Source organism: Aquicella lusitana (genome assembly GCF_902459475.1).
In the GTDB taxonomy this organism is placed as follows: domain Bacteria; phylum Pseudomonadota; class Gammaproteobacteria; order DSM-16500; family DSM-16500; genus Aquicella; species Aquicella lusitana.
On record NZ_LR699115.1, the window covers coordinates 14,160 to 35,291 of the forward strand.

18 protein-coding genes are annotated in these 21,132 nt (G+C 43.6%); 9 read left to right on the plus strand and 9 right to left on the minus strand.

What is annotated here, in order from left to right:
• Positions 1–25 precede the first annotated feature (25 nt).
• The 3 genes from AQUSIP_RS10110 to AQUSIP_RS10120 all read left to right on the plus strand — a co-directional run bounded on the left by AQUSIP_RS10110 (position 26) and on the right by AQUSIP_RS10120 (position 5,185).
• Entirely contained in the window at positions 26–748 is a 723-nt protein-coding gene (locus AQUSIP_RS10110) for a L,D-transpeptidase (RefSeq protein ID WP_114835469.1), read from the plus strand.
• A 217-nt stretch (positions 749–965) separates the two neighbouring features.
• The gene (locus AQUSIP_RS10115) at positions 966–2,063 is read left to right on the plus strand and encodes an efflux RND transporter periplasmic adaptor subunit (protein WP_114835470.1); all 1,098 of its coding nucleotides are present in this window, start codon (positions 966–968) and stop codon (positions 2,061–2,063) included.
• Between the two features lie 47 nt (positions 2,064–2,110).
• Complete coding sequence (locus AQUSIP_RS10120) at positions 2,111–5,185, plus strand: efflux RND transporter permease subunit (protein ID WP_114835471.1); 3,075 nt, start codon at positions 2,111–2,113, stop codon at positions 5,183–5,185.
• Positions 5,186–5,303: 118 nt separating this feature from the next.
• Here AQUSIP_RS10120 and AQUSIP_RS10125 read toward each other — a convergent pair whose 3' ends face one another.
• From AQUSIP_RS10125 to phbB, 5 genes are all read right to left on the minus strand, one after another.
• Positions 5,304–6,431: an IS4 family transposase gene (locus tag AQUSIP_RS10125; protein WP_232058605.1), complete on the minus strand. Its 1,128-nt coding sequence runs from the start codon at positions 6,429–6,431 to the stop codon at positions 5,304–5,306.
• A gap of 222 nt (positions 6,432–6,653) precedes the next feature.
• Positions 6,654–8,414 (minus strand): PHA/PHB synthase family protein, encoded by a 1,761-nt coding sequence (locus tag AQUSIP_RS10130; RefSeq protein ID WP_114835306.1) that lies wholly within the window; start codon positions 8,412–8,414, stop codon positions 6,654–6,656.
• 61 nt (positions 8,415–8,475) lie between these two features.
• A complete protein-coding gene (locus tag AQUSIP_RS10135; RefSeq protein WP_170131878.1) occupies positions 8,476–8,868 on the minus strand; it encodes a phasin family protein in 393 nt (130 codons plus the stop codon).
• A 126-nt stretch (positions 8,869–8,994) separates the two neighbouring features.
• Positions 8,995–9,453: a polyhydroxyalkanoate synthesis repressor PhaR gene (gene phaR, locus AQUSIP_RS10140; RefSeq protein WP_114835304.1), complete on the minus strand. Its 459-nt coding sequence runs from the start codon at positions 9,451–9,453 to the stop codon at positions 8,995–8,997.
• Between the two features lie 8 nt (positions 9,454–9,461).
• Positions 9,462–10,208, minus strand: coding sequence for an acetoacetyl-CoA reductase (gene phbB / locus AQUSIP_RS10145; protein ID WP_114835303.1), 747 nt, complete (start codon positions 10,206–10,208; stop codon positions 9,462–9,464).
• Between the two features lie 117 nt (positions 10,209–10,325).
• On the opposite strand from phbB, the gene pdhA reads away from it, so the two are divergent.
• From pdhA to AQUSIP_RS10160, 3 genes are read left to right on the plus strand one after another with little or no spacing between them, the layout of a single operon-like run.
• Positions 10,326–11,402: a pyruvate dehydrogenase (acetyl-transferring) E1 component subunit alpha gene (gene pdhA / locus AQUSIP_RS10150; protein ID WP_114835302.1), complete on the plus strand. Its 1,077-nt coding sequence runs from the start codon at positions 10,326–10,328 to the stop codon at positions 11,400–11,402.
• On the plus strand, positions 11,395–12,375 hold the full coding sequence (locus tag AQUSIP_RS10155) for an alpha-ketoacid dehydrogenase subunit beta (RefSeq protein WP_114835301.1): 981 nt from the start codon (positions 11,395–11,397) through the stop codon (positions 12,373–12,375). The genes pdhA and AQUSIP_RS10155 overlap by 8 nt, the downstream gene beginning before the upstream one ends.
• Positions 12,372–13,505: a dihydrolipoamide acetyltransferase family protein gene (locus tag AQUSIP_RS10160; protein ID WP_114835300.1), complete on the plus strand. Its 1,134-nt coding sequence runs from the start codon at positions 12,372–12,374 to the stop codon at positions 13,503–13,505. Before AQUSIP_RS10155 ends, AQUSIP_RS10160 begins: the two co-directional genes overlap by 4 nt.
• A 65-nt stretch (positions 13,506–13,570) precedes the next feature.
• On the opposite strand, the gene AQUSIP_RS10165 is transcribed toward AQUSIP_RS10160, so the two are convergent.
• Positions 13,571–14,197, minus strand: a complete 627-nt coding sequence (locus AQUSIP_RS10165) for a hypothetical protein (protein WP_114835299.1) — start codon at positions 14,195–14,197, stop codon at positions 13,571–13,573.
• A 258-nt stretch (positions 14,198–14,455) separates the two neighbouring features.
• On the opposite strand from AQUSIP_RS10165, the gene AQUSIP_RS10170 reads away from it, so the two are divergent.
• A complete protein-coding gene (locus AQUSIP_RS10170) occupies positions 14,456–16,417 on the plus strand; it encodes a putative bifunctional diguanylate cyclase/phosphodiesterase (RefSeq protein WP_114835298.1) in 1,962 nt (653 codons plus the stop codon).
• Positions 16,418–16,435: 18 nt separating this feature from the next.
• Here the strand turns inward: AQUSIP_RS10170 and AQUSIP_RS10175 are convergent, their stop codons facing one another.
• Complete coding sequence (locus AQUSIP_RS10175) at positions 16,436–18,472, minus strand: AMP-binding protein (RefSeq protein ID WP_114835297.1); 2,037 nt, start codon at positions 18,470–18,472, stop codon at positions 16,436–16,438.
• A gap of 78 nt (positions 18,473–18,550) precedes the next feature.
• Here AQUSIP_RS10175 and queC point away from each other — a divergent pair, with 78 nt between their 5' ends.
• Positions 18,551–19,231: a 7-cyano-7-deazaguanine synthase QueC gene (gene queC, locus AQUSIP_RS10180; protein WP_114835296.1), complete on the plus strand. Its 681-nt coding sequence runs from the start codon at positions 18,551–18,553 to the stop codon at positions 19,229–19,231.
• A gap of 58 nt (positions 19,232–19,289) precedes the next feature.
• Here queC and AQUSIP_RS10185 read toward each other — a convergent pair whose 3' ends face one another.
• Together AQUSIP_RS10185 and AQUSIP_RS10190 are read right to left on the minus strand one after the other, a co-directional pair.
• Positions 19,290–19,556, minus strand: coding sequence for a helix-turn-helix domain-containing protein (locus AQUSIP_RS10185; protein WP_114835295.1), 267 nt, complete (start codon positions 19,554–19,556; stop codon positions 19,290–19,292).
• A 117-nt stretch (positions 19,557–19,673) separates the two neighbouring features.
• Positions 19,674–20,264 (minus strand): hypothetical protein, encoded by a 591-nt coding sequence (locus tag AQUSIP_RS10190; protein WP_114835294.1) that lies wholly within the window; start codon positions 20,262–20,264, stop codon positions 19,674–19,676.
• Positions 20,265–20,611: 347 nt separating this feature from the next.
• Between AQUSIP_RS10190 and AQUSIP_RS10195 the strand changes: the two genes are divergently transcribed.
• Positions 20,612–21,121 (plus strand): ProQ/FINO family protein, encoded by a 510-nt coding sequence (locus AQUSIP_RS10195; RefSeq protein WP_114835293.1) that lies wholly within the window; start codon positions 20,612–20,614, stop codon positions 21,119–21,121.
• The last annotated feature ends 11 nt before the right edge of the window (positions 21,122–21,132 follow it).

Here is a 21,132-nt window from a genome sequence, read left to right on the forward strand (position 1 = left end):
GTAAGAAAAAGCAACGGAGTGCCGTATGCGAATGAAGAGGATCTTGGCCATATTGATCATCACCGCATTAGCATTGCCTTCTTTTTCTGCTTATAGCAAATCGCCGCGTCAATGGTGCAAATCAACAGGGTTTGAATGCCTCCGCATAAAGCGTGGCGAATCCTGGCAGACACTGTTCCCAGACGAGCGAGAACGCGATATTGTTATGCGTATTAATAGAACAAATGTCCGGCTCTATCCTGGTATGGTCATTGCAGTTCCCGAAGACCTTGCTTATTCCGATCTTCTGGATTATGCCCCCTTCCCCCGATTCATTGACCCTCCTGATGAAAAACTGATCGTGGTGGACCCTGCCAAGTTTGCCTGGGGTGCCTATGACAATGATGGAACACTTATTCATTGGGGGCCGGCTACGGGGGGCGCCAGTTGGTGCGACGATATTCAGGATTCATGTCGTACAAAATCTGGCCGTTTTCGCGTTTATTCCTTGGGGAGCAGTAGTTGTGTTTCGTCAAAATTTCCTATCCCCGAGGGCGGCGCACCTATGCCTTACTGTATGTTTTTTAACGGTGGTCAGGCTTTGCACGGCTCACCTGGTGGTGTAATTCCAGGGAACGTAAGTCATGGCTGCGTGCGTCTATTTGTGCAGGATGCCGAATGGCTCCGTTATGATTTTGTTGAGCCACCTGTTGCATCCAACGACTATCGCGGAACAAAAGTCATTGTTCTGCCTTATAGCACATCTTAAAACTCATCAGGTATGCGATGATTTTCATTTCTTAAATTAATCTTAGATAGTTGAGGTGAAATCTCGATTTGCTAGCCAGCGCAGTGCGCATGCACTAAGATATCAGAATGAAATAAGCGGCAAATTTGCTAACGCGAAAATGGGAGAGTGTTTGAATGACTGTGTCGTTCGATTTTGTCATATCAGCCTGTTGGCATGACACAGTTAAATAAAAATTATGAAACAGAAACTTACTTATATTTATATTGCTGCCGGATTGATTTTTTTACTCCTCATTTACTATTTTTTCTTTACAGGACATGAAAAACAGCAGACAGAGGTAAATGTGTCTGTCAGTCCTGTGATACAAAAAGATGTTGAAGTGAATATTCAAACGATTGGTACAGTGCAGGCTTATGCCACTGTAGATATCAAATCGATGGTGACGGGGCCGCTGCTTAAGACGGGATTTAAGGAAGGCGATGTAGTCGAGGAAAATCAGTTATTGTTCCAGATCGATCCCCGCCAATTTGCTGCGTCATTAAATCAGGCGAAGGCGACACTGGCACGGGATCAGGCGACGCTTGCTAACGCTGAGTTACAGGTGAAGCGTAATGCGCCGCTGCTTAAAAGGGGATTCGTTGCAAGGCAGGATTATGACACACTGCTTGCCAATGCGAAGTCGGCGGCTGCGACAGTGAAAGCAGACGAAGCCGCTGTTGAAAATGCACAACTGCAGTTAGACTACACTACGGTTCGGGCTCCTATTCCAGGCAAAACAGGCAATATTCTGCTTAAACCGGGCAGTGTGATTAAAGCAAATGACACAACGCCGCTTGTTACCATTAATCAAATCAATCCTATTTATGTTTCCTTCGCTGTGCCGCAAAATAAATTGCCCGCATTGCAAAAAAGATTGCAAAGCGGCCCGCTCCAGGTTAAGACCATTCTGAATGATGGACATATCGAAAGAGGCGAGGTTACGTTTGTTGATAATACGGTTGATACCACAACCGGTACCATTCAATTGAAAGCAACATTCGCAAACGAAAACCGACGTCTTTGGCCTGGGCAATATGTAACAGTTGATTTGCCCATTGAACATTTGCAAAACGCGTTGCTGGTACCCTCTCTTGCGTTGCTAACAGGACAAAAAGGATTTTATGTGTATGTTATTGACGCGTCATCGATTGCGCATATTCGCGCGGTGACACCCGGATCTACGGTTAATAATCAGACGATCATTGAACACGGATTAAAAAAAGGTGAAAAAGTGGTAACGGCAGGACAATTAAGACTGAAAGAGGGTACGCCCGTTAAATTTACAACGCCATAAAATAATCCTAAAGGGCAACAAAACAGAAGAAGGTTGAAAGCGTCTGCATGAACATTAGCGAAATTTTTATAAAACGGCCTGTTATGACCACGCTATTGATGCTGGCATTGCTTTTTTTCGGGCTTTTTGCTTATCGTGCTCTGCCCGTCAGCGATCTTCCGGATGTGGATTTCCCTACCATTGTCGTGTCTGCTAGCTTGCCGGGTGCAAGTCCTGAAACGATGGCAAGTGCTGTGGCGACACCGCTTGAGCGGAATTTTTCAACGATCGCAGGGCTCGACAACATGAGCTCAGTCAGCAGTCTTGGCCTGACTCAGATTACCTTGCAATTCAATTTGGATCGCAGCATCGATAGCGCAGCGTTGGATGTGCAGTCAGCCATTACCGCAGCCACAGGTCAGCTGCCATCCAATATGCCGGATCCGCCGACCTTTCGTAAAATCAATCCTTCTGCTGCACCTATTTTATATCTTGCATTAAGCTCCGATACACTGCCTTTATCGGATGTTAACCGCTATGCGCAAACAATTCTGGCGCAGCGCATTTCCATGATTAATGGCGTTGCGCAAGTGAGCGTGTACGGTTCACAAAAATATGCAGTGCGGATTCAGGTCAACCCGGACAAACTGTTTTATCATAATCTGGGACTAGACCAGGTAGTCGCAGCAGTACAGCAAAATAATGTTAATTTGCCGACAGGCAATATGAATGGTTCAAAGCAGTCTTATTTTATCAATGTCAATGGTCAGCTCCTGAATGCGGACGCTTACAAATCCATGCCCATCACTTATATCAATGGCGCGCCATTGCGGTTGCAAGAAGTCGCTTCTATTCTGGACAGTGTTGAAAATAATAAAGTCGCGAGCTGGCATAACAACAAGCGCGCTGTCGTTTTAGCCGTGCAGCGGCAACCCGGCTCCAACACGATTGCGGTTATTGATGCGATAAAAAAAATCTTGCCTGAGTTTGAACAGACATTGCCGGCCAGTGTGAAGTTATCCACGGTCTATGACCGTTCAAAATCCATTCGTGCATCCGTTGATGATGTGCAATGGACGCTCATTATTGCTGCCCTCCTGGTAGTATTAATTATTTTCCTTTTCTTGCGTAATGTCTACGCGACGCTGATACCTACATTAGCTTTACCGCTTTCGGTAATTGGTACGTTTGCGTTCATGTATCAGTTCGGATTTAATCTGGATAATCTTTCCCTTCTCGCACTAACGCTCTCTGTTGGTTATGTGGTCGATGATGCGATTGTGATGCTGGAAAATATTTTTCGTTACCGGGAATTAGGCGAAGCGCCGCTAGCTGCAGCGCTTAAGGGCTCAAAGCAGATCAGTTTTACCATTTTGTCGATGACATTATCTCTTGTTGCCGTTTTCATTCCTGTTCTTTTTATGGGTGGTCTGTTGGGGCGTATTTTTCATGAATTCGGCGTCACTATTACGACGGCGATTTTGATGTCCGGTTTTATTTCACTGACATTGACACCCATGATGGCAAGCCGTTTTTTACGAGGGGAGCTCAATGAAGAAAAATTTGCATGGCAGCGCAAAATTGAATCGATTTATCGAGCAATGGTTTCATTGTATGAACGCACATTGCAATGGACGATGGCACATCAGCGATTGATCATGGGGATTTTTCTGATTACCTTTGTGCTTTCATGCTATTTATTTTATGTGATTCCCAAAGGATTTTTGCCCAGTGAAGATACTGGACAGCTATTTGCTTATACTGAAGCAGATCCTTCAGTATCATTTGCAACGATGGTCAAACGTCAGCAGGCAGTGAGCCATATTGTAGAAGCCGATCCTAATATTGAAAGTGTTGTTTCTATTGCTGGTGCAGGTGGCGCAACTTCTTCGTCTAATGCAGGCCGGCTTTTTATGCGGCTAAAGCCTCGTGATGAACGCAAATTGAATGCGGATCAGATCAGCCAAGCATTGCGCGCGAAAGTATCATCCGTACCCGGAATTACAGCTTACATACAAAACGTTCCCAGCATCATGATTGGATCGCTGGCGAAAAGCACTTACCAATACACGCTGCAGTCAGGTAATTTGCAGGAGCTTTACAAATGGGCCACCACATTTACAGAACGTATTGCTAAAATACCTGGATTTCAGGATGTGACAAATGACTTGCAATATACTGGCCCGCAAATTGATATACGTTTGCTGCGTGACAAGATGGCGGCATTAGGCATCACTGCGCAGCAGGTAGAAAATACACTGGCTTATGCTTATGGCGGTGCACAACAGATCTCCACGATTTATAAACCGGAAGATGATTATGAAGTGCTGATCGAGCTGGAACCCAAATATCAAGATAATCCTAGTGTTTTATCGCAGCTGTATGTGCGTTCCAATATGGGAGAGCTAGTACCGTTGCAGGCCATTGCTGATATCGGTCTGGTCAAGGGCTTGTTATCCGTGAATCACATAGGCCAATTTCCTTCTGTCACCATTTCCTTCAATCTAAAGCCGGGTGTCTCACTGAGTCGTGCAGTGACAGAAATCAATCAGATCAAAACGGATTTGCAGGCACCGCCTACACTGATTACAGGTTTTCAGGGAACCGCACAAGTATTTCAATCCTCCATGGTAGGATTAGGTGCCCTCCTCATCATCGCAATACTTACCGTCTATCTGGTATTAGGCATTCTTTATGAAAGTTTTATTCATCCTTTAACTATTTTATCCGGCCTTCCTTCAGCAGGGGTTGGCGCTTTGCTAACACTCATGCTGTTTCACACGGATTTAAATTTATATTCTTTTATAGGCATTATCATGCTGGTGGGTATTGTGAAAAAAAACGCCATTATGATGATTGATTTTGCACTGGATGCGCAACGTAAAGAAAACAAATTACCTGCAGAGGCGATTTATCAAGCCTGTTTACTTCGTTTCAGACCGATCATGATGACGACGTTGGCAGCATTGATGGGCGTGATGCCTATTGTTCTTGCTTTTGGTGAAGGCAGCGAAACACGCAGGCCTTTAGGTCTTGCCGTGGCGGGCGGTTTATTTGTGTCGCAGCTACTGACACTTTACATTACCCCTGTCATTTATCTCTATATGGAAAAATTGACGGGCCGTTTTGCTAGATCAAGATAAGCTCGCAAAAGGAGCATTACCGTTTTTAGCAGCAAGACAAAGTGTGTTTTATTCAGAAGCAAGCGAAACTCAAACTTGTCATCCTGAGCGTAGCGCACTACTGTCCGGTGAACCTGTATCATAAATAAACAGGTCTCCTTGAAATTAAATAAATAGGAGGCTTGTATTGTCTATTGCGATATTCTGCAACATGCAAATTATGTCTGATCCAGACTAAAACGAGATGTAATGAACGTTTCTCATTTGAAACATTTTTAAATATCTGTATCAATATAAAAGCAATCAAGGCTGTTGCTATTTGAATTTTAACCGCATTAGAAGATCGGCCCAGAAATTTTTTAAGTCGAAGATTTTGCTTGATCCATTTAAAAAATAGCTCTATTTCCCATCGGGCTTTATAAAGCTTAGCAATATTTTCTGCTGGTAAATCTTTCAAGTTAGTTACCAAAATAAGAGGAGTTTTTCCTTCCCTTTTTACACTTATATATCTCAGCGTCTCGCTATATTCCATGCGTTTTCCACCACGTGGAACTTTATTTGAAATTCTAAAAAGACAATCTTGTAAGATGGGTTCGCGAGTATTTTTTTGCCGGCTTTCTATAACAATGGCCGCATTCTTCTTTAATCGAGTCACAAAATAAGCCTGCCTTTTGTTGATGCTCCACCACCAATTGTAATCGTAGTAACCTTTATCAAACACATAAAGGGTGTTTTTAAGGATTGGCCATTTTTGTCCCATCGTCGCATCATTACAATTTGGATGACTCAACTTCATCCTTAAGGGCAAATCTAATCCTAAATCATATTCAACATGTAGTTTTAATCCTTGTATATGCCGAGTCGCATATTGCTTTGACCACTCATCGTACCCTTGGCCTCTTAGCTGTATCGGGCTACTATCTAATATCCTGATTACTTTTTTTATTTCTTTATGTTTTTTCCTGGGTAACAAAGACATAAGCTGTTCTAATATCCAAAAGAAACTTTCGGCTGGTCGTTTTCGATTGGCATCACTTAAGGTCGAGCGTTTTACTTGCGTTTTTATACCAATTTTTTGACTGTTTATCGCAACCTCTAACGTGCGTAAGCTTTTAATTTCATTAATATGTGCATAAATCATCGTTTTTAAATGTTCAAATGTATTAAATGATTCATAACGATGATCAGATCGAAAGCGTTCTATACATTCCTTCATTAATTTTTTTGTAACGGGTTTTAATAATCGTTGAAAAACGGTATCTTTCATCAGTTCGTCCTTGGTGCTAAATGTGGTGTTTAGCGCGCTATCATAGCGCTTTACCAAGGACGATCAATTTTTAATCTGGTTCACCGGACAGTAGTGGAGCGTAGCGAAGGATCTCATGATGTGCAAGAAGAGATCCTTCGAGCAAAAAAACGCTCTCAGGATAACGGTCTTATCGAGCACTTGTAAAAAGGTCCAAAGACCAGTTTTCTGAAAGCATGGTTTTTATTTTTGCAAGACATAAGACCCAGGCGCATCCTCAAGAGGAACAAAACCAGCATTTTCATTTCCCACCGGAGGTGGCTCAATCATGACGCTAGATTGTTCTGTCAGCCATTTTTCCCATGCCGGCCACCAGGAACCGCCGGAGGGCTTGGTAATTTTGTACCACGTATCAGCGTCAATGTATCGATCGCCTTCTTTTAACATGGAAATGCGATAATGGCGCTTGGTTTTTTTCACAGGTAGGCTGACAATGCCCACATTATGTCCGCCGCTGGTCAGGGTGAAAGTCACGTTGCCTACCGTCAAGATATTTATTTTAAAGACAGACCGCCAGGGAGACACGTGATCACGCTCGGTTGCCACAGCAAACATCGGAATTTTGATATCCGTGAGCGCAATGGGGCGACCCTGGACAAGGTACTTTCCTTCGGCCAACTGATTGTTCAGGAACAGATTGCGCAAATATTCAGAGTGCATTTTATAAGGCAGACGTGTCGCGTCTGCGTTCCACGCCATCAGATCCGTCAGGGGCTTACGCTTCCCCAGCATGTAATCATGAATCATGCGTGACCAAATAAGATCATTGGATCGCAGCAGTTGAAAAGCCCCGGCCATTTGGTGTGTGTCCAGATAACCTTTTTCCTGCATCAAATTTTCCAGGAAGGTGATTTGACTGGCATCAATAAATAATCCCAGTTCACCAGGCTCAGTGAAATCAATCTGACCTGCGAAAATGGTCATGCTGGCCAGACGATTATCATTATCGCGAGCCATGGTCGCTGCAGCGATTGCCGAGAGTGTGCCGCCAAGACAATAGCCAACCAAGTGGATTTTCTGATGTGGTATGACAGCCGAAATAACATCGAGCGCTGACATAATACCGAGATCCAGATAATCCTCCATGCTGAGATCGCGATCTTTTTTCTTTGGATTTTTCCAGGAAATCATGAAAACGGTGTGGCCTTTTTTTACCAGGTATTTCACTAACGAGTGTTTGGGCGTGAGATCTAAAATATAATATTTCATGATCCAGGCCGGCGTGATTAAAACCGGTTCTGCGTATACCTCCGCGGTGGCGGGGGAATATTGTATGAGTTCAATCAAGCGATTACGATAAATGACTTTGCCTGGCGTCACAGCAATATTTTCACCAATCACATAATTTTCAGCGCCGGCGGGCGGTTCATTCATTTGGTAGCGCCGCATATCATCAAGGAAATTTTCAAATCCGCGAACGAAATTCTCTCCTTTCTCTTCGATAGCTGCTCTTTGAACTTCCGGATTGGTAAAAGGAGAATTAGCGGGAGAAAGCATATCGAGCACCTGCCGTAACGTAAAATCCACGACATCCTCATGATGGCGGCTGACGCCGCGAACATGGGTTGCAGCGCAGTGCCACCAGTGCTGAATCAAAAGAAAAGATTCGAAGATGAAACTGTAAGGAAATTGTTGCCAGCTTTCATCGATAAACCGTTTATCATGAGGCGTGGTGATGGCAATATATTCTCCAGTGGCATTCCCATACAGTTGACCAACATACTGACTAACAAGATGCCAAAAATTCTCTTGCGCGAGATCTAGCAGTTCCATTTGCTTCGATGGATGGATGCTAAGGTGTATATACCAATCAAAGAAAGCGAGTGTTAATGCTGCTGGCGATATGCCATTAGTCAACCGGCCTACGGCGGATTGAAAGGAGCGGTCAATTGCCTCGGAATATTTTTGCTGCTGCTCTTTTATTTCCTTTACTTGCGTGGCCATCCTTAACCCCAACAAGCTTTTCCGCAACAGCACGGACTGCCATTGCGGATGATATCAAAAATTATTTTCCGGATTTTTCCGATCGCTCAGATTTTTCAGAAGACTTGGCTGGCATGGCGGCTTGTTGAAAGCTGCCAAAAGCAGAACCGCATAATTTAGTGAATTCTTCGAAATTTTCCATAGAATTATGGATATATTTCTGCATGTATTCAATGGATGCGGCCATGTCTTCGTTCAAGCATTCTTTTTGCAGGTTGAAGAAGTCTTCCGGCTTTCTGACACTGCTGATTCGTTTTAAACGTTCAGACAGGCGGGAGACATTTTCGCCGATTAACTCCAGGTTTTGCTGAGTCATGCGCCTGCACATTTCAGTGCAAGCCTTGTTCCATTCATTAAGCGGTGTGGTCAAGTTTTTATTGACCTTGAACCATTGTTCAAATCCTTCTGTGTACATGATCATGATCTCCATAAAAAATGATTGAGAGCGATATTGTGCACTGCAACATTTATAATATCACTTTAGGGGATTTGGGATAACATGTCAAATAACTCAGCTAGGTTGGAAAACGATGGGAAGCGCTTATTTCACTGTATTTTTTCGCAATTTTTTATCTGGCTCTGCGCGCGGCGCGGCTGGCCAGATTTTTTGCATTTTAAAAGCTTGCATCAAGGCGGGATCAGAGAAAAGGGTTTGATAGGATTGCCATTGATTTTTAAAAAATTCCTTTTGCTGAATGAAAAAGCGCATGCTCTGCTCAAGGTATTGACTAAAAATGGTTTGCGATTTTTCATGATAAAAACGGATGAAATCCTGCAGAACAGCCGTCGTAAACAGGGGCGCGTTGGTTGCTTCCTGCTCGATAATAATTTGGAGAAGCGTATTTTGCGTAATATCTTTCTTAGTATTCGCATCAATGACCTGAAATTCTGCATGGTCGAATACCAATTTTTTTATATCTTCCAACGTAATATAAGTTCCCTGTGCGGTATCGTACAGCCGGCGATTGGGATATTTTTTAATGACGCGAGGTGATGACATATGTCTTCTCACAACATGTAATGGCCACCATTGATTGCAATATTGGTGCCAGTAATATAACTGCTCTTGTCGTCAACCAGAAATGCGACCACATGTGCGACTTCATCAGGGTTAGCAAAGCGGCCCATGGGAATTTCACCCAGAATTTTGTTACGAATGTCATCCGGTACAGACATGATCATGTCTGTTGCCACATAGCCAGGTGAAATGGTGTTAACTGTGATGCCCTTTTTGGCAACTTCCAAGGCGAGCGCTTTGGTAAAACCATGCATGCCCGCTTTGGCTGCCGAATAATTCACTTGCCCAAATTGACCTTTTTGTCCATTAATAGAAGAAATGTTAATAATTCTTCCATACTTTCTTTCTTTCATGCTATTAATCGTTGCACGCGTAACGTAAAAAACGCTGTTTAGATCGGTATTAATGACAATATCCCAATCTTCTCTATTCATCTTGCAGCATGAGCTGTCTCGCGTGATACCTGCGTTATTGACAAGGATATCGATAGGGCCCGTTTTTTCCTGAACTTGATTAACCATGTTTTGACAGGATTGAAAATCAGTTACGTCAACGTAGGCGATATCGAAATGGTAGCCGGCCTTCTGTTGCTCGTTCTGCCAGGATTGCGCAGCTGCGTGATTTCCGCCGCGATTATAGGTGGCGATAACATGAATATCTTGGTCATGCAATACCCTGCAAATCGCCTGGCCAATGCCCCCCATGCCTCCTGTCACAATAGCAATTCGTTTTGCCATAGTTTCGCTCTCCTAGCTTGACTCTGTTTTCCCTGATAGCTAATCTTGTTGCCAATTAATATTTTGATGCGTGTAGGATGAAACACACTTCATTATAACAAAAAGGGAGTTCCATCTGTGAATATTATTGACCGTTTCGAAGTTCCCTACTATCAATACCTGAATGAAGAAGGACAACTTGCTGACGAAATTCCTCCTCTTGCCGAAGATACACAAGCACTGCTGCATATTTATCGTTTAATGGTGCTGGTCAGGATGATGGATACAAAAGCAATTGCCTTGCAGCGCACAGGTAAATTGGGAACTTATCCTTCTACACGCGGACAGGAAGCTGTCTTTGTAGGCATGGGACACGCCATGGCCAAAACGGATATTTTTGTGCCTTATTATCGTGATATGGGTACGCTCGTTCAGCGCGGTGTCAAGTTATCGCAAATATTATTGTACTGGGGCGGTGATGAGCGAGGGAATGTGTTTGCGGATAGTGAAGATTTTCCTTTTAGTGTCCCGGTCGGAAGCCAGCCGTTGCATGCAGCCGGCGCTGCTTATGCCGTGAAATACCATAAAGAAAAGCGGGCAGTGTTGGCCACGTGCGGTGAGGGTGCAACATCGCAAGGCGATTTTTATGAGGCGATGAATGTGGCAGGTGTGTGGAAACTGCCGGTTGTTTTTGCCGTATGCAATAACCAATGGGCAATTTCGGTGCCCAGGCAGGCACAAACCGCAGCTCATACCATTGCCCAGAAAGCGATCGCAGCGGGTTTTGTTGGCGAACAAGTCGATGGCAATGACGTGATTGCCGTATCCCACCGCATTGCCGAGGCGCTCAAAAATGCACGCGAAAAACATGAACCTCGACTGATTGAATTGGTTTGTTATCGTCAGCATGATCACACCACTGCCGATGATGCAAGCCGTTATGAATCAAAAGATATTCGGCCAAAAGAGTGGAAAAAAGAACCTGTCGCACGTTTGCGGCATTATCTTGAAAAAAAAGGCGAATGGAATGAACAGCAGGAAGAAGCTCTGCAGACAGAGTGCGCGGCAGAAGTAGACAAGGCGGTGGAAGAATATCTGAGTATCTCACCACAGCCGCTCGAATCCATGTTTGATTATCTTTATGCTGAATTACCTGAGACATACCGGCAACAGCGCGATAGTTTAAAGGAAGTGGAGAAGGCAGTGCATGGCTGAGATAACGTTAGTTGAAGCAGTAAATTTAGCGCTTGAATTTGAAATGCAGTCTGATCCTGAAGTTATTGTGATGGGTGAAGACGTAGCCAAAAACGGCGGTGTTTTTCGCGCAACCGTAGGCTTGCTGGATAAATTTGGTCCAGAGCGGGTATTGGATACGCCCCTTGCTGAATCTATGATTGGCGGAGTAGCGGTCGGTATGGCGGTTCAGGGATTGAAACCGGTAGCGGAATTTCAGTTTATGGGTTTTATTTATCCCGCTATAGATCAAATAATTAATCACGCTGCGCGTATTCGCAACCGCACCCGAGGCCGCATGCACTGCCCTGTGGTGTTTCGTACACCTTTTGGAGCAGGCATACACGCGCCCGAGCATCATTCTGAAAGCACAGAAGCACTGTTCGCACATATTCCCGGTTTGCGCGTTGTTATTCCCTCCTCACCGGCACGCGCCTATGGGCTATTGCTTGCTTCCATTCGAAACCCTGACCCTGTGATCTTTCTGGAACCCTCACGCCTTTACCGTTTTGCCAAGCAGGAAGTGAAAAATGATGGCAAGGCATTACCACTTGATGTTTGTTTTACTTTACGTGTAGGAGAGGATGTGACACTGGTAACATGGGGTGCGATGGTCAAGGAAACGCTTGCAGCGGCTGATAAGTTGAAAGAAGAAGGTATCTCGGCGGAAGTGATTGATGTTGCTACTATCAAACCGCTTGATATGGAAACCATCCTGGCTTCAGTAGAAAAAACAGGACGCTGCGCAATTGTGCATGAGGCGCCGCTTACCAATGGCGTAGGTGCGGAAATTGCTGCGCAGATAGCGGAAAAAGCGTTATTTTCACTCAAGGCACCACCTGAGCGCGTGACTGGTTTTGATACGGTAGTACCGTATGCGCGGTTGGAAAAATATTATATTCCAAGCGAAAAAAGAATCATTGATGCTGTTTATCGTCTTATGGAGTACGCATGAAAATTTTTCATTTACCCGATTTGGGCGAAGGTTTAGCGGAAGCGGAAATACGCGAATGGTATATCCAGGTTGGCGACACGGTTAAAGTGGACCAGCCATTGGTTTCAATGGAAACGGCCAAGGCGGTCGTGGATGTTCCTTCACCTTATGCAGGCAAAATAGTGGAACTGCATGGCAAGGTGAACGAGATTATCAAAACAGGGGCCCCCCTCATTACTTTTGAAACAAACGACGTAGTAGCACAGGATAAGCCTAAAGGCACTGTTGTGGGGTCGCTTGAAGAAAGTTCCAAAAAGTGGGAAGAGGGCGATGTGATTGTTGGTGGTGCAAAAACGCGAACACAACAGATAAAAGCCATGCCAGCTGCGAGAGTGTTGGCCAAAGAAATGAATGTGGATTTAAATCTGATTAACCCATCAGGTCCACAGGGATTAATTACTGTGGATGATGTGAAGCAGTTTATGGATCGTAAACCGCATGGTACGTCATTGCCGGAACAAGCTGAAGCGTTGCATGGTGTGCGACGTGTCATGGCCCAGGCTATGTCACAATCGCATAAAGAAGTGGTACCGGTTACGATTATTGAAGATGCGGACATCACGGATTTACCCGCAGGTACAGATATTACCGTTGAAATATTACAGGCGATCATTACTGCGGTGAAAGCAGAACCTTCGCTCAATGCCTGGTTTGATGGTAAAGCGCTGGAACGAAAATTGTTTGATGAAATTAATATCGGTCTGGCTGTGGATACGCCTGAAGGGCTTTTTGTGCCAGTTATTAAACAGGCAGAAAAGCACAGTCCCGCCGAACTGCGCCAAATAGTCGATACCTATAAAAAGACGGTACGTGATCGCTCCATTCCAGCAGCGGATATGCAGGGCGCAACCATCACCTTATCGAATTTTGGCACTATTACGGGTCGTTATGCGACACCTATCATTGTGCCGCCGACGGTGGCGATACTGGGATGCGGCCGTAGCCGTGAGGCAGTGCTGCCACATAAGGGTGAAATTCGTATTGGACGCATTATGCCGTTGTCCCTTACCTTTGATCATCGTGCGGTGACCGGCGGTGAAGCAACACGGTTTTTGGGCACCGTTATTAATTATTTGCAAGGTAATAACTAATTTTATTTCTCCTCCTCTTCCTCACGCTATGAAGAAGAGGAGAGTTTTGATGCCCGCTTGTAAAGTTAAGGCTTTGCTGCAGGAGTGGATAGGGGTTCACTTTTTGATGGCGAGTTTTGCTGTTGCACTGCGGGTGCGGTTTGTGATGGCGCCGGTTTGGTTTGCTGCGGTGTCACTACAACGGGGACAACCACAGGAAAACCACCCATTTCATTGATTACTTCTAGCTGATGCCGATATAGCACATCCATATCCTTTATCATATTCTGAATGGCTTTTTGCACAGATTGTTGCACCGCTTTCTGTTGTGTTTGCATCTTTTGTGCCATTTCTTTTATCTGTTCGGCAGTTAATTTCTGAGGTTGTCCATACTGAATAAACTGATAGGTGTAAGGCGTGTTGCCATCATGAATGACTTTTTGTGTAAAAGTGATGGCAGAGGTATCGGTACCGCTACCAAGATCAGTCGTTTTTACCCAGCCTACATTACCATTGCGCGGGTCTCCTACTTTCATCCAGCCGCCTTCCTTAGGTGTAAAGACAGGGACAATACCTATAGCTAAATCCACTTTACCAATGATCTTAGCGTCCGGTTTGGGCTGGTCGTAAAGGTTTATTTCTTTTGCATAGGCATGCAAAGAAAAAATAGCGAGAGCAAGTGAAAAGATAAGTGTGAAAATACGTGTTCTCATAAATTATCTCCTTCTTGTTTTTTTGCAGAGCCGTATTATACCAAGTCAGTTAAAAAATACCTACTAGCGGGCATTGCGGACCACTAGATGAAATAATCAAATTAAAAATAGAAATCGATAAATTTATTTATGATCGTGCCGTGATTCCCAGCTGTTCTTTAATATTGTATATTAATAGTACGTTTCCAAGTACTGTAACCGTAATTTTTTGGTATAACGCCATGTTTGATCAGGAATTGTTCAGCAAAAGGAAACCGCATGCCAGAAAGGAAAAGGATCTCGCTTATAGTGATGGTATTTATTCTATCAGCACTGATAATCGGTACCCTGTTCCTCATCGTCAATGTGCAAGCTTCCATCCTCACGCATCAGGGTGAATTGAATCTTTTATTAATCAGTTGCATTATTTTATTAACTATTGCGTATGCTTTATTAAAACAACAATTAAATGCGCAAAAACGGGCTTTTTCCGTGTTATCTCAAAAAGACAGCTTGGAAGCAAAGCTTTATGAGCAGCACAATCTGTTTAACACAGTGTTTGATTACACCAATATGGGCATTGCCTTATTAAATATTGACTGCAATGTGGCCCGCGTTAATAAGTTATTGTGTGAACTACTGGGTTATAGCGAGGACGATCTGCTGTCGATGAATTTTTATCAGTTGATCCACCCCAGTGAGCACGATAATTTACAAATTCATATGCAGCAGCTGATCGATAAGAAGATAAAGTTGTATCAATCCGAACAGCAATGTTTCAGAAAAAATGGCGATACACTATGGATTATGTCTACTTTATCGCTGACGCGCGACAAAGATGACAAACCCTCCTATTTTATTATTCAAGTGCAGAATATTACTCTGCAAAAGAAAGCAGAAGAACGCTTGCGCCATATGGCATATCACGATCCGCTAACGGGGCTTGCCAATCGCAATAAATTGGAGCAGTTTATCAGCCATATCCTGGCTGCAGCTCGGCGACATCAACAAGTCTTTGCGTTACTTTTTCTTGATTTGGATCGGTTTAAAAATATCAATGATACGATTGGTCATGAGGCTGGCGATGCGCTACTGCAAATTGTCGCTGAGCGATTGCGTAATACAGTGCGTACCACGGATATGGTGGCACGCCTAGGTGGTGATGAATTTGTATTGCTTATCACGGATGTGAAACAAGCGGAATCGGTTGCAATCATTGCGCAAAAAATTCTTGAGAATGTGTTGAAAGTTATTATTGTCAAAGGGCAGGAAATTTATATTACCACCAGTATTGGTATTAGCTTGTATCCGTATGACGGACAAAACATGCAAACGCTAATGAAGAATGCTGATCTTGCCTTATATCGGGCAAAGGAACATGGCCGAAACAATTATCAATTTTACACAGCAGAAATGACCAGCAGGGCTCAAGAGAAAATGGCCTTGCAAAATGCGTTAGGACACGCTTTGGTCAAACATGAGTTCATGTTGCACTACCAGCCTAAAATGGAAATCAGCACACGTCGCATTACAGGAGTTGAGGCCTTGCTGCGCTGGAAGAATAAAGAATATGGCATGATTACGCCGGATGAAATCGTTTCACTTGCGGAAGAAACAGGGCTTATTATTCCCGTCAGTGAATGGATATTAAAAACAGCCTGCAACCAGTTGAAAGTATGGCATGAGATGGGATTTACGTCATTGACAATGGCGGTGAACTGTTCTGCCAGGCAATTTAAGCATTCAAATTTTCTGGATGATGTTTTGAATACGATTACGGAAGTAGGTATTTCACCGCAGTCACTTGAAATTGAAGTGACGGAAAGTACTATTATGCAGGATCCTGAAAATACTTTGCGTGTTTTGTATGGGCTGAAGGATCTCGGTGTGCGCATTGCCATTGATGATTTTGGCACAGGTTACTGGTCATTGGGCAATCTAAGAAGATTGTCCGTTGACGTAATTAAGATTGATAAAACATTTATTAAGCAAGTCATCGCGGATGAAACTTCAGCTGCGATTACAAGCGCCATCATTGCGATGGTGAACAAATTGGATATTGTAGCGATTGCAGAAGGTGTTGAAACACGCGAACAATATGAATTTCTTGCCAACGAGGGATGCGCTGAAATACAAGGCTATTATTTGACTCGCCCCCTGACAGATGAGGCCATGACGCATTTTTTGCAACATCCTGTGCCCGATGTGGAAGCGGTTTCACAAAACGGGATAACCACATGATTTTTTATTGCCATTTCTTTATTTAGCCAAATAATTTTTCCTGAGCACACGGCGCATGGTTTTATTGGATGCTGTTCTTGGCAGCTCATTAATAAATAGAACGTCATGAATTTTAAATAAAGGGTTTAAATAAGCATTAATTCTTTTTTGCATTTCCATTTTTATGATGTCTTTATCCAACTTCGCTGGCGTTACGGCATATATGATAAGTTGACTGGGGCCATTATCCGGTGGCGAAACGGCGATGGCAGCGACCTCAGTGATTTGTTCAATGCCGGTAATAGTGCGTTCAATTTCTGCAGCGCTTATTTTGATGCCGCCCAGGTTCATCGTGTCATCTACCCGCCCTAGAATGGAATAATAGCCATTAGGGTAACGTCTTAACTGATCACCGTGTCGTCGGAGGATTTTTCCCTGCCATAAAGGCATGTCTGCGTAATAAACCTGATGATGATCGGCGTTTAGCAGACAGGTTGACAAACCAAGCGAGGGAGGAATGATAGCAACTTCGCCTGTGTTAGCAAAATGACCTTCTTCATCGATTAACACAAAATCTAATCCCATCGCGGGTGTTGAAAAAAGAGAAGGGCAATTATTTTCAATGACGGTGCTAGTAATATACGCACCGCCAATTTCCGTTCCTCCACAATATTCAATGACGGGTTTGTAGCCAGCGAGAGACATGAGATAAAGCATGTCTTCCGGATTTGAACATTCCCCTGTAGAGCTAAAAACCTTGATTGCGCGCCAGTCGAGTTTTTCCATACAGCCAGATTGTCGCCAGGCTGCTACCAGAGTAGGCACAACGCCCAGCATGGTAACACGTGCCCGTTCAACAAATAGACCAAAATCGCGGTTTTTGGGAGCGCCCTGATAGAGCGCAATCGCGGCATGGTTCATCAGCGCAGCAAAGATAAGCCAGGGACCCATCATCCAGCCTAAATTGGTTGGCCAGCAAAGTACGTCACCAGGTTGGATATTCTGGTGAAAATAAGCATCACTTGCTGCTTTGATCGCGGTGGTATGGTTCCATGGAATTGCTTTAGGTTCCCCGGTAGTGCCCGAAGAAAAAAGAATATTACAGGCGGACATCGGTTCACACGAAAATGAAGAGAAGCGGGTATCCTCAGTTAAAAAATCATTCCAGGCAATATCGCCTGGACGCAATTGCAAACTGATTTTATCCGCGTGAGGGAGAACCAGAATTTTTGCAGCATTCGCCTTGCAAACTTTTTCATAAAGGGGGAGAGTTTTGCCATCCCAAAGAATCTGGTCTTGAGTGAATACCGCTTTCGTTTTTGCAATGTTAAGTCGTATGGCCATTTCATGGCTGGAAAAACTGTCTGCAATGGAGACAACTATGCCGCCCATTTTGATAATGCCGAGGTAAATTGCGATGGCATAAATATTCATGGGCATGGCGATACCGATTGCGTCACCTGTCACAAAGCCATGCTTGATTAGACTGTTTGCAATGCGATTCGATAAACCATTTAACTCACCATATGTCAGATGACATTTATTTTTTTTCTGATCTTCGTAAATAAGGGCCGTTGCCTCAGACGGTGCACCAAAACAGCTATCTGCAATATTCAGTTTTGCTCCGCTCAACCATTGTGGCGATTCAACACCCCGTTCCAGATGACAAATGCGATCCGGTTTTTTTTTAAAAACAATGTTTAATTGTGTGATGACCCGTTGCCAAAAGTCTTCATAGTGGTTCACTGTCCATTGATGAAAAGCTTTAATATCTTTTATCTTAACTGCGCCCATCAAAGCGGTAATATTCGCGCTCTGGCGGATCTCGGATGTCGGCAGCCATGCGGGAGCGGATTCGGGATGTTCGCGCCATTTGGGGAAGAGAGCGGAATAGAGAAGTAAATGCACACCGAAGGGATACGACGCTTCTGCCAGTATTTGTGAAACAGCCCGCCATGCCTCGGCTGGTGAAGGACTGTTTTTTAAAGGTGATTGAACTTTTTCAAAAAGCTCCTTGGCATTATCCGTGTTTAAACCCGCTTTACTCAGTTGATCGATGGTGATAGTGCTGTTCATCCTTTGTCCTTGCCGCTTTCTATTTTCATCATTGTAGATAATGCTATACTACGCGCCTTCAAAACGGGAGGCCATGGTATGCAAAAAAAAGCGATTATTTTGTTTTCTGGCGGACTTGATTCAACTACCTGCCTTGCTATTGCCCAATCGCAAGGATACGCCTGTTATGCTTTAAGCTTTGCGTACGGACAAAAACATCATGTTGAAATCGAACGGGCCAAACAGATTGCCCACTCTTTTGGTGTTGTTACGCATCAGGTTTTTGTCCTCCCGCTGGAACAGATACGCGGCTCTTCTTTAACAGACGGCGATATGGTGGTGCCGGACTATCAGGATGGAAGCGCCATACCAAATACTTATGTCCCTGCACGGAATACGATTTTTCTTTCTTTTGCGCTGGCGTGGGGTGAGGTGCTGGGTGCGCATGATATTTTTATGGGAGCGAATTATCTGGATTATTCCGGTTACCCTGACTGTCGCCCTGATTATTTGCATGCCTTTGAAACAATGGCGAACCTCGCTACTAAAGCTAGTGTAGAAGGCCAGCAATTTAAGATCCATGCACCCTTACTCAAAATGCATAAGGCAGAAATTATTCGTGAAGGCCTGCGCTTAGGTATTGATTACAGTCATACAGTATCCTGTTACAGAGCTGACAGGATGGGCCGGGCTTGCGGGAAATGTGATAGCTGCACCTATAGGAAAAAAGGATTCGAAGAGGCGAAGGTACCCGATCCGACGATCTATTATGGAGTTTGAGTTATCAGAAACAAAAAAGCCATGCTAAAAGTAGCATGGCTTTTAAACTCCAGAAAGACTAGTCTAACATTCCGTATTGTTTTAATTTTTTCCTCAATGTTCCGCGTGAAATACCGAGGATATGAGCCATTTTTACCTGATTGTAGTGGGTATGATTAATTAATACTTCAAGCAGGGGGCGTTCGATCTCTTCAAGTAAAATCGAATAGAAATCAACAGGTTGTTCATTACCTATATTAGAAAAGTAGTTACGTAAGGTATCTTTTACTACCTGTTTTAATGTAATCGTCTCCAAATCTTCGGTCATAACTGATTTTTTATTCATAAATAAAACTCCATACCTTCCCTAGTTTTAATTATATCTCTCCATGAGTCACAACTGATCAAATGATCTCCATTTTTCAATGGAGATCATACACGCTAGCCGGGTTTACAGCTACACTTAAGAGGCTAATTCAGTTACTTGATTAAAGCTAACTGCATCATCTATTCTATCCAGGATTTCTGGCTTGGGTTCTTGAATGGCTGGTGCGTTTTTAGTCGTAGACTTTTTAGATTTGGTTTTTGTTTTTGCTTTAGTTTTAGCGGCGATAGCTTTCTTGGAATTTTTTGCCCATTCTTTTTCAAACTGGCTTAAATGTTTATCCAGCGCGGACAGCTTGGCTTGAGCTTGTTTTGTGCTTTCAAGTGATTGTGAGATTTCTTGCAGCTGTTTGTTGATCACAGAGAATGCTTTAAAGATTTCTTTGTGCGATTTGTTGGCTGCGTTCAATTGTTTTTTTCCAGCGGGCGTTTTTATTTTTTCTGCTGCCTTAATGCGTTTTTCAGCGTTATTTGCCTGGCTTTTAATCTTGTTCAAGGCCGCTTTTAATTTATTTTCTTTCTGCGCGAGAGACTTGATCTCTTTACCCAATTGCGTGGCTAATTTTGACGGCGTGAGCAAAAAATCCTTTTCTTTTTTTTGTATGGAGGCAACAAAAGCGTTATTTTGTTGTCGTTTAGCAGTGCCCTTTGCAGCTTTTTTTCGTGACATATACGGTTATCCTCATGAGATCAATAGACTAAGAATGTTGAATGTTAAAATTTAACATCGAATCAGTTTAAAAGTCTACAGATTGAAATGATTGCATAAACTTTCCTGCCGCTGCGCCGAGTTTTTATAAAATGAGCGAGGAGGGTTCTAGCTCTATCATCATGTGATGGCTGAACTGCGGCAGAAAGAAGGGGAAATTTGGCTGGCGTAACAAGGCACAATGTATCGATTCGCGAAAGCTGCAACTCAACGTGCATTGGTATTGATTTACCTTTGATAACTATTTAAAGTACCATATTACTCAAAAATTAGCCTGATTATTATTCCGGTTTTAGGAGTTTTAATAGATGAGCCGCGCGAGTTTGAAAGAACAATTACAAGCAGTCGCTTCCCAGTTATCAGATACGTTGGGGAAGGAGCAACCTGCTACCAAAAGACAACTTCGCCAAACCGTCAAACCTAAGAAGCCCAAACCCAAATGGCTGGACTACGTTCAGTATGGTGTTGAATTATTGAAATTATATTTCCCTGCAAGTTTTAAATCCGGCGGTGAAGTGAAGCCTTTAAAAAAGGGAATAAAGCAGGACTTAGTAAAACGTCTTAGCACGCTTGACAGTATTGTGACAGAAGATAAGGCCTGTATGGTTAAAAGCCTTGCGTATTATGTGAATACGGCCGCTTACCACAAGAGTGTCGTGGAAGGGGCAACGCGTATTGATCTGGATGGAAATCCTGCGGGTGCTGTTTCTGCTGAAGAAGCAAAATATTCGATTGAACGCCATCAGGCAAAGTTAAAAGCCAAACAGAATGCTGTCAGTACTGCCTCTGTAGCGGTGATGGAAACAACTGCGGAATAAACGAAGATAAC

Coding starts and splice junctions, on each gene's coding strand:
- phbB (WP_114835303.1), bottom strand. CDS start 10,208: ATGGCAAAACGAATTGCTATTGTGACAGGAGGCATGGGGGGCATTGGC.
- AQUSIP_RS10195 (WP_114835293.1), top strand. CDS start 20,612: ATGAGCCGCGCGAGTTTGAAAGAACAATTACAAGCAGTCGCTTCCCAG.
- AQUSIP_RS10135 (WP_170131878.1), bottom strand. CDS start 8,868: ATGTACACAGAAGGATTTGAACAATGGTTCAAGGTCAATAAAAACTTG.
- AQUSIP_RS10190 (WP_114835294.1), bottom strand. CDS start 20,264: ATGTCACGAAAAAAAGCTGCAAAGGGCACTGCTAAACGACAACAAAAT.
- AQUSIP_RS10120 (WP_114835471.1), top strand. CDS start 2,111: ATGAACATTAGCGAAATTTTTATAAAACGGCCTGTTATGACCACGCTA.
- AQUSIP_RS10170 (WP_114835298.1), top strand. CDS start 14,456: ATGCCAGAAAGGAAAAGGATCTCGCTTATAGTGATGGTATTTATTCTA.
- queC (WP_114835296.1), top strand. CDS start 18,551: ATGCAAAAAAAAGCGATTATTTTGTTTTCTGGCGGACTTGATTCAACT.
- AQUSIP_RS10160 (WP_114835300.1), top strand. CDS start 12,372: ATGAAAATTTTTCATTTACCCGATTTGGGCGAAGGTTTAGCGGAAGCG.
- AQUSIP_RS10130 (WP_114835306.1), bottom strand. CDS start 8,414: ATGGCCACGCAAGTAAAGGAAATAAAAGAGCAGCAGCAAAAATATTCC.
- AQUSIP_RS10185 (WP_114835295.1), bottom strand. CDS start 19,556: ATGAATAAAAAATCAGTTATGACCGAAGATTTGGAGACGATTACATTA.
- AQUSIP_RS10175 (WP_114835297.1), bottom strand. CDS start 18,472: ATGAACAGCACTATCACCATCGATCAACTGAGTAAAGCGGGTTTAAAC.
- phaR (WP_114835304.1), bottom strand. CDS start 9,453: ATGTCATCACCTCGCGTCATTAAAAAATATCCCAATCGCCGGCTGTAC.
- AQUSIP_RS10155 (WP_114835301.1), top strand. CDS start 11,395: ATGGCTGAGATAACGTTAGTTGAAGCAGTAAATTTAGCGCTTGAATTT.
- AQUSIP_RS10115 (WP_114835470.1), top strand. CDS start 966: ATGAAACAGAAACTTACTTATATTTATATTGCTGCCGGATTGATTTTT.
- AQUSIP_RS10125 (WP_232058605.1), bottom strand. CDS start 6,431: ATGAAAGATACCGTTTTTCAACGATTATTAAAACCCGTTACAAAAAAA.
- AQUSIP_RS10165 (WP_114835299.1), bottom strand. CDS start 14,197: ATGAGAACACGTATTTTCACACTTATCTTTTCACTTGCTCTCGCTATT.
- AQUSIP_RS10110 (WP_114835469.1), top strand. CDS start 26: ATGCGAATGAAGAGGATCTTGGCCATATTGATCATCACCGCATTAGCA.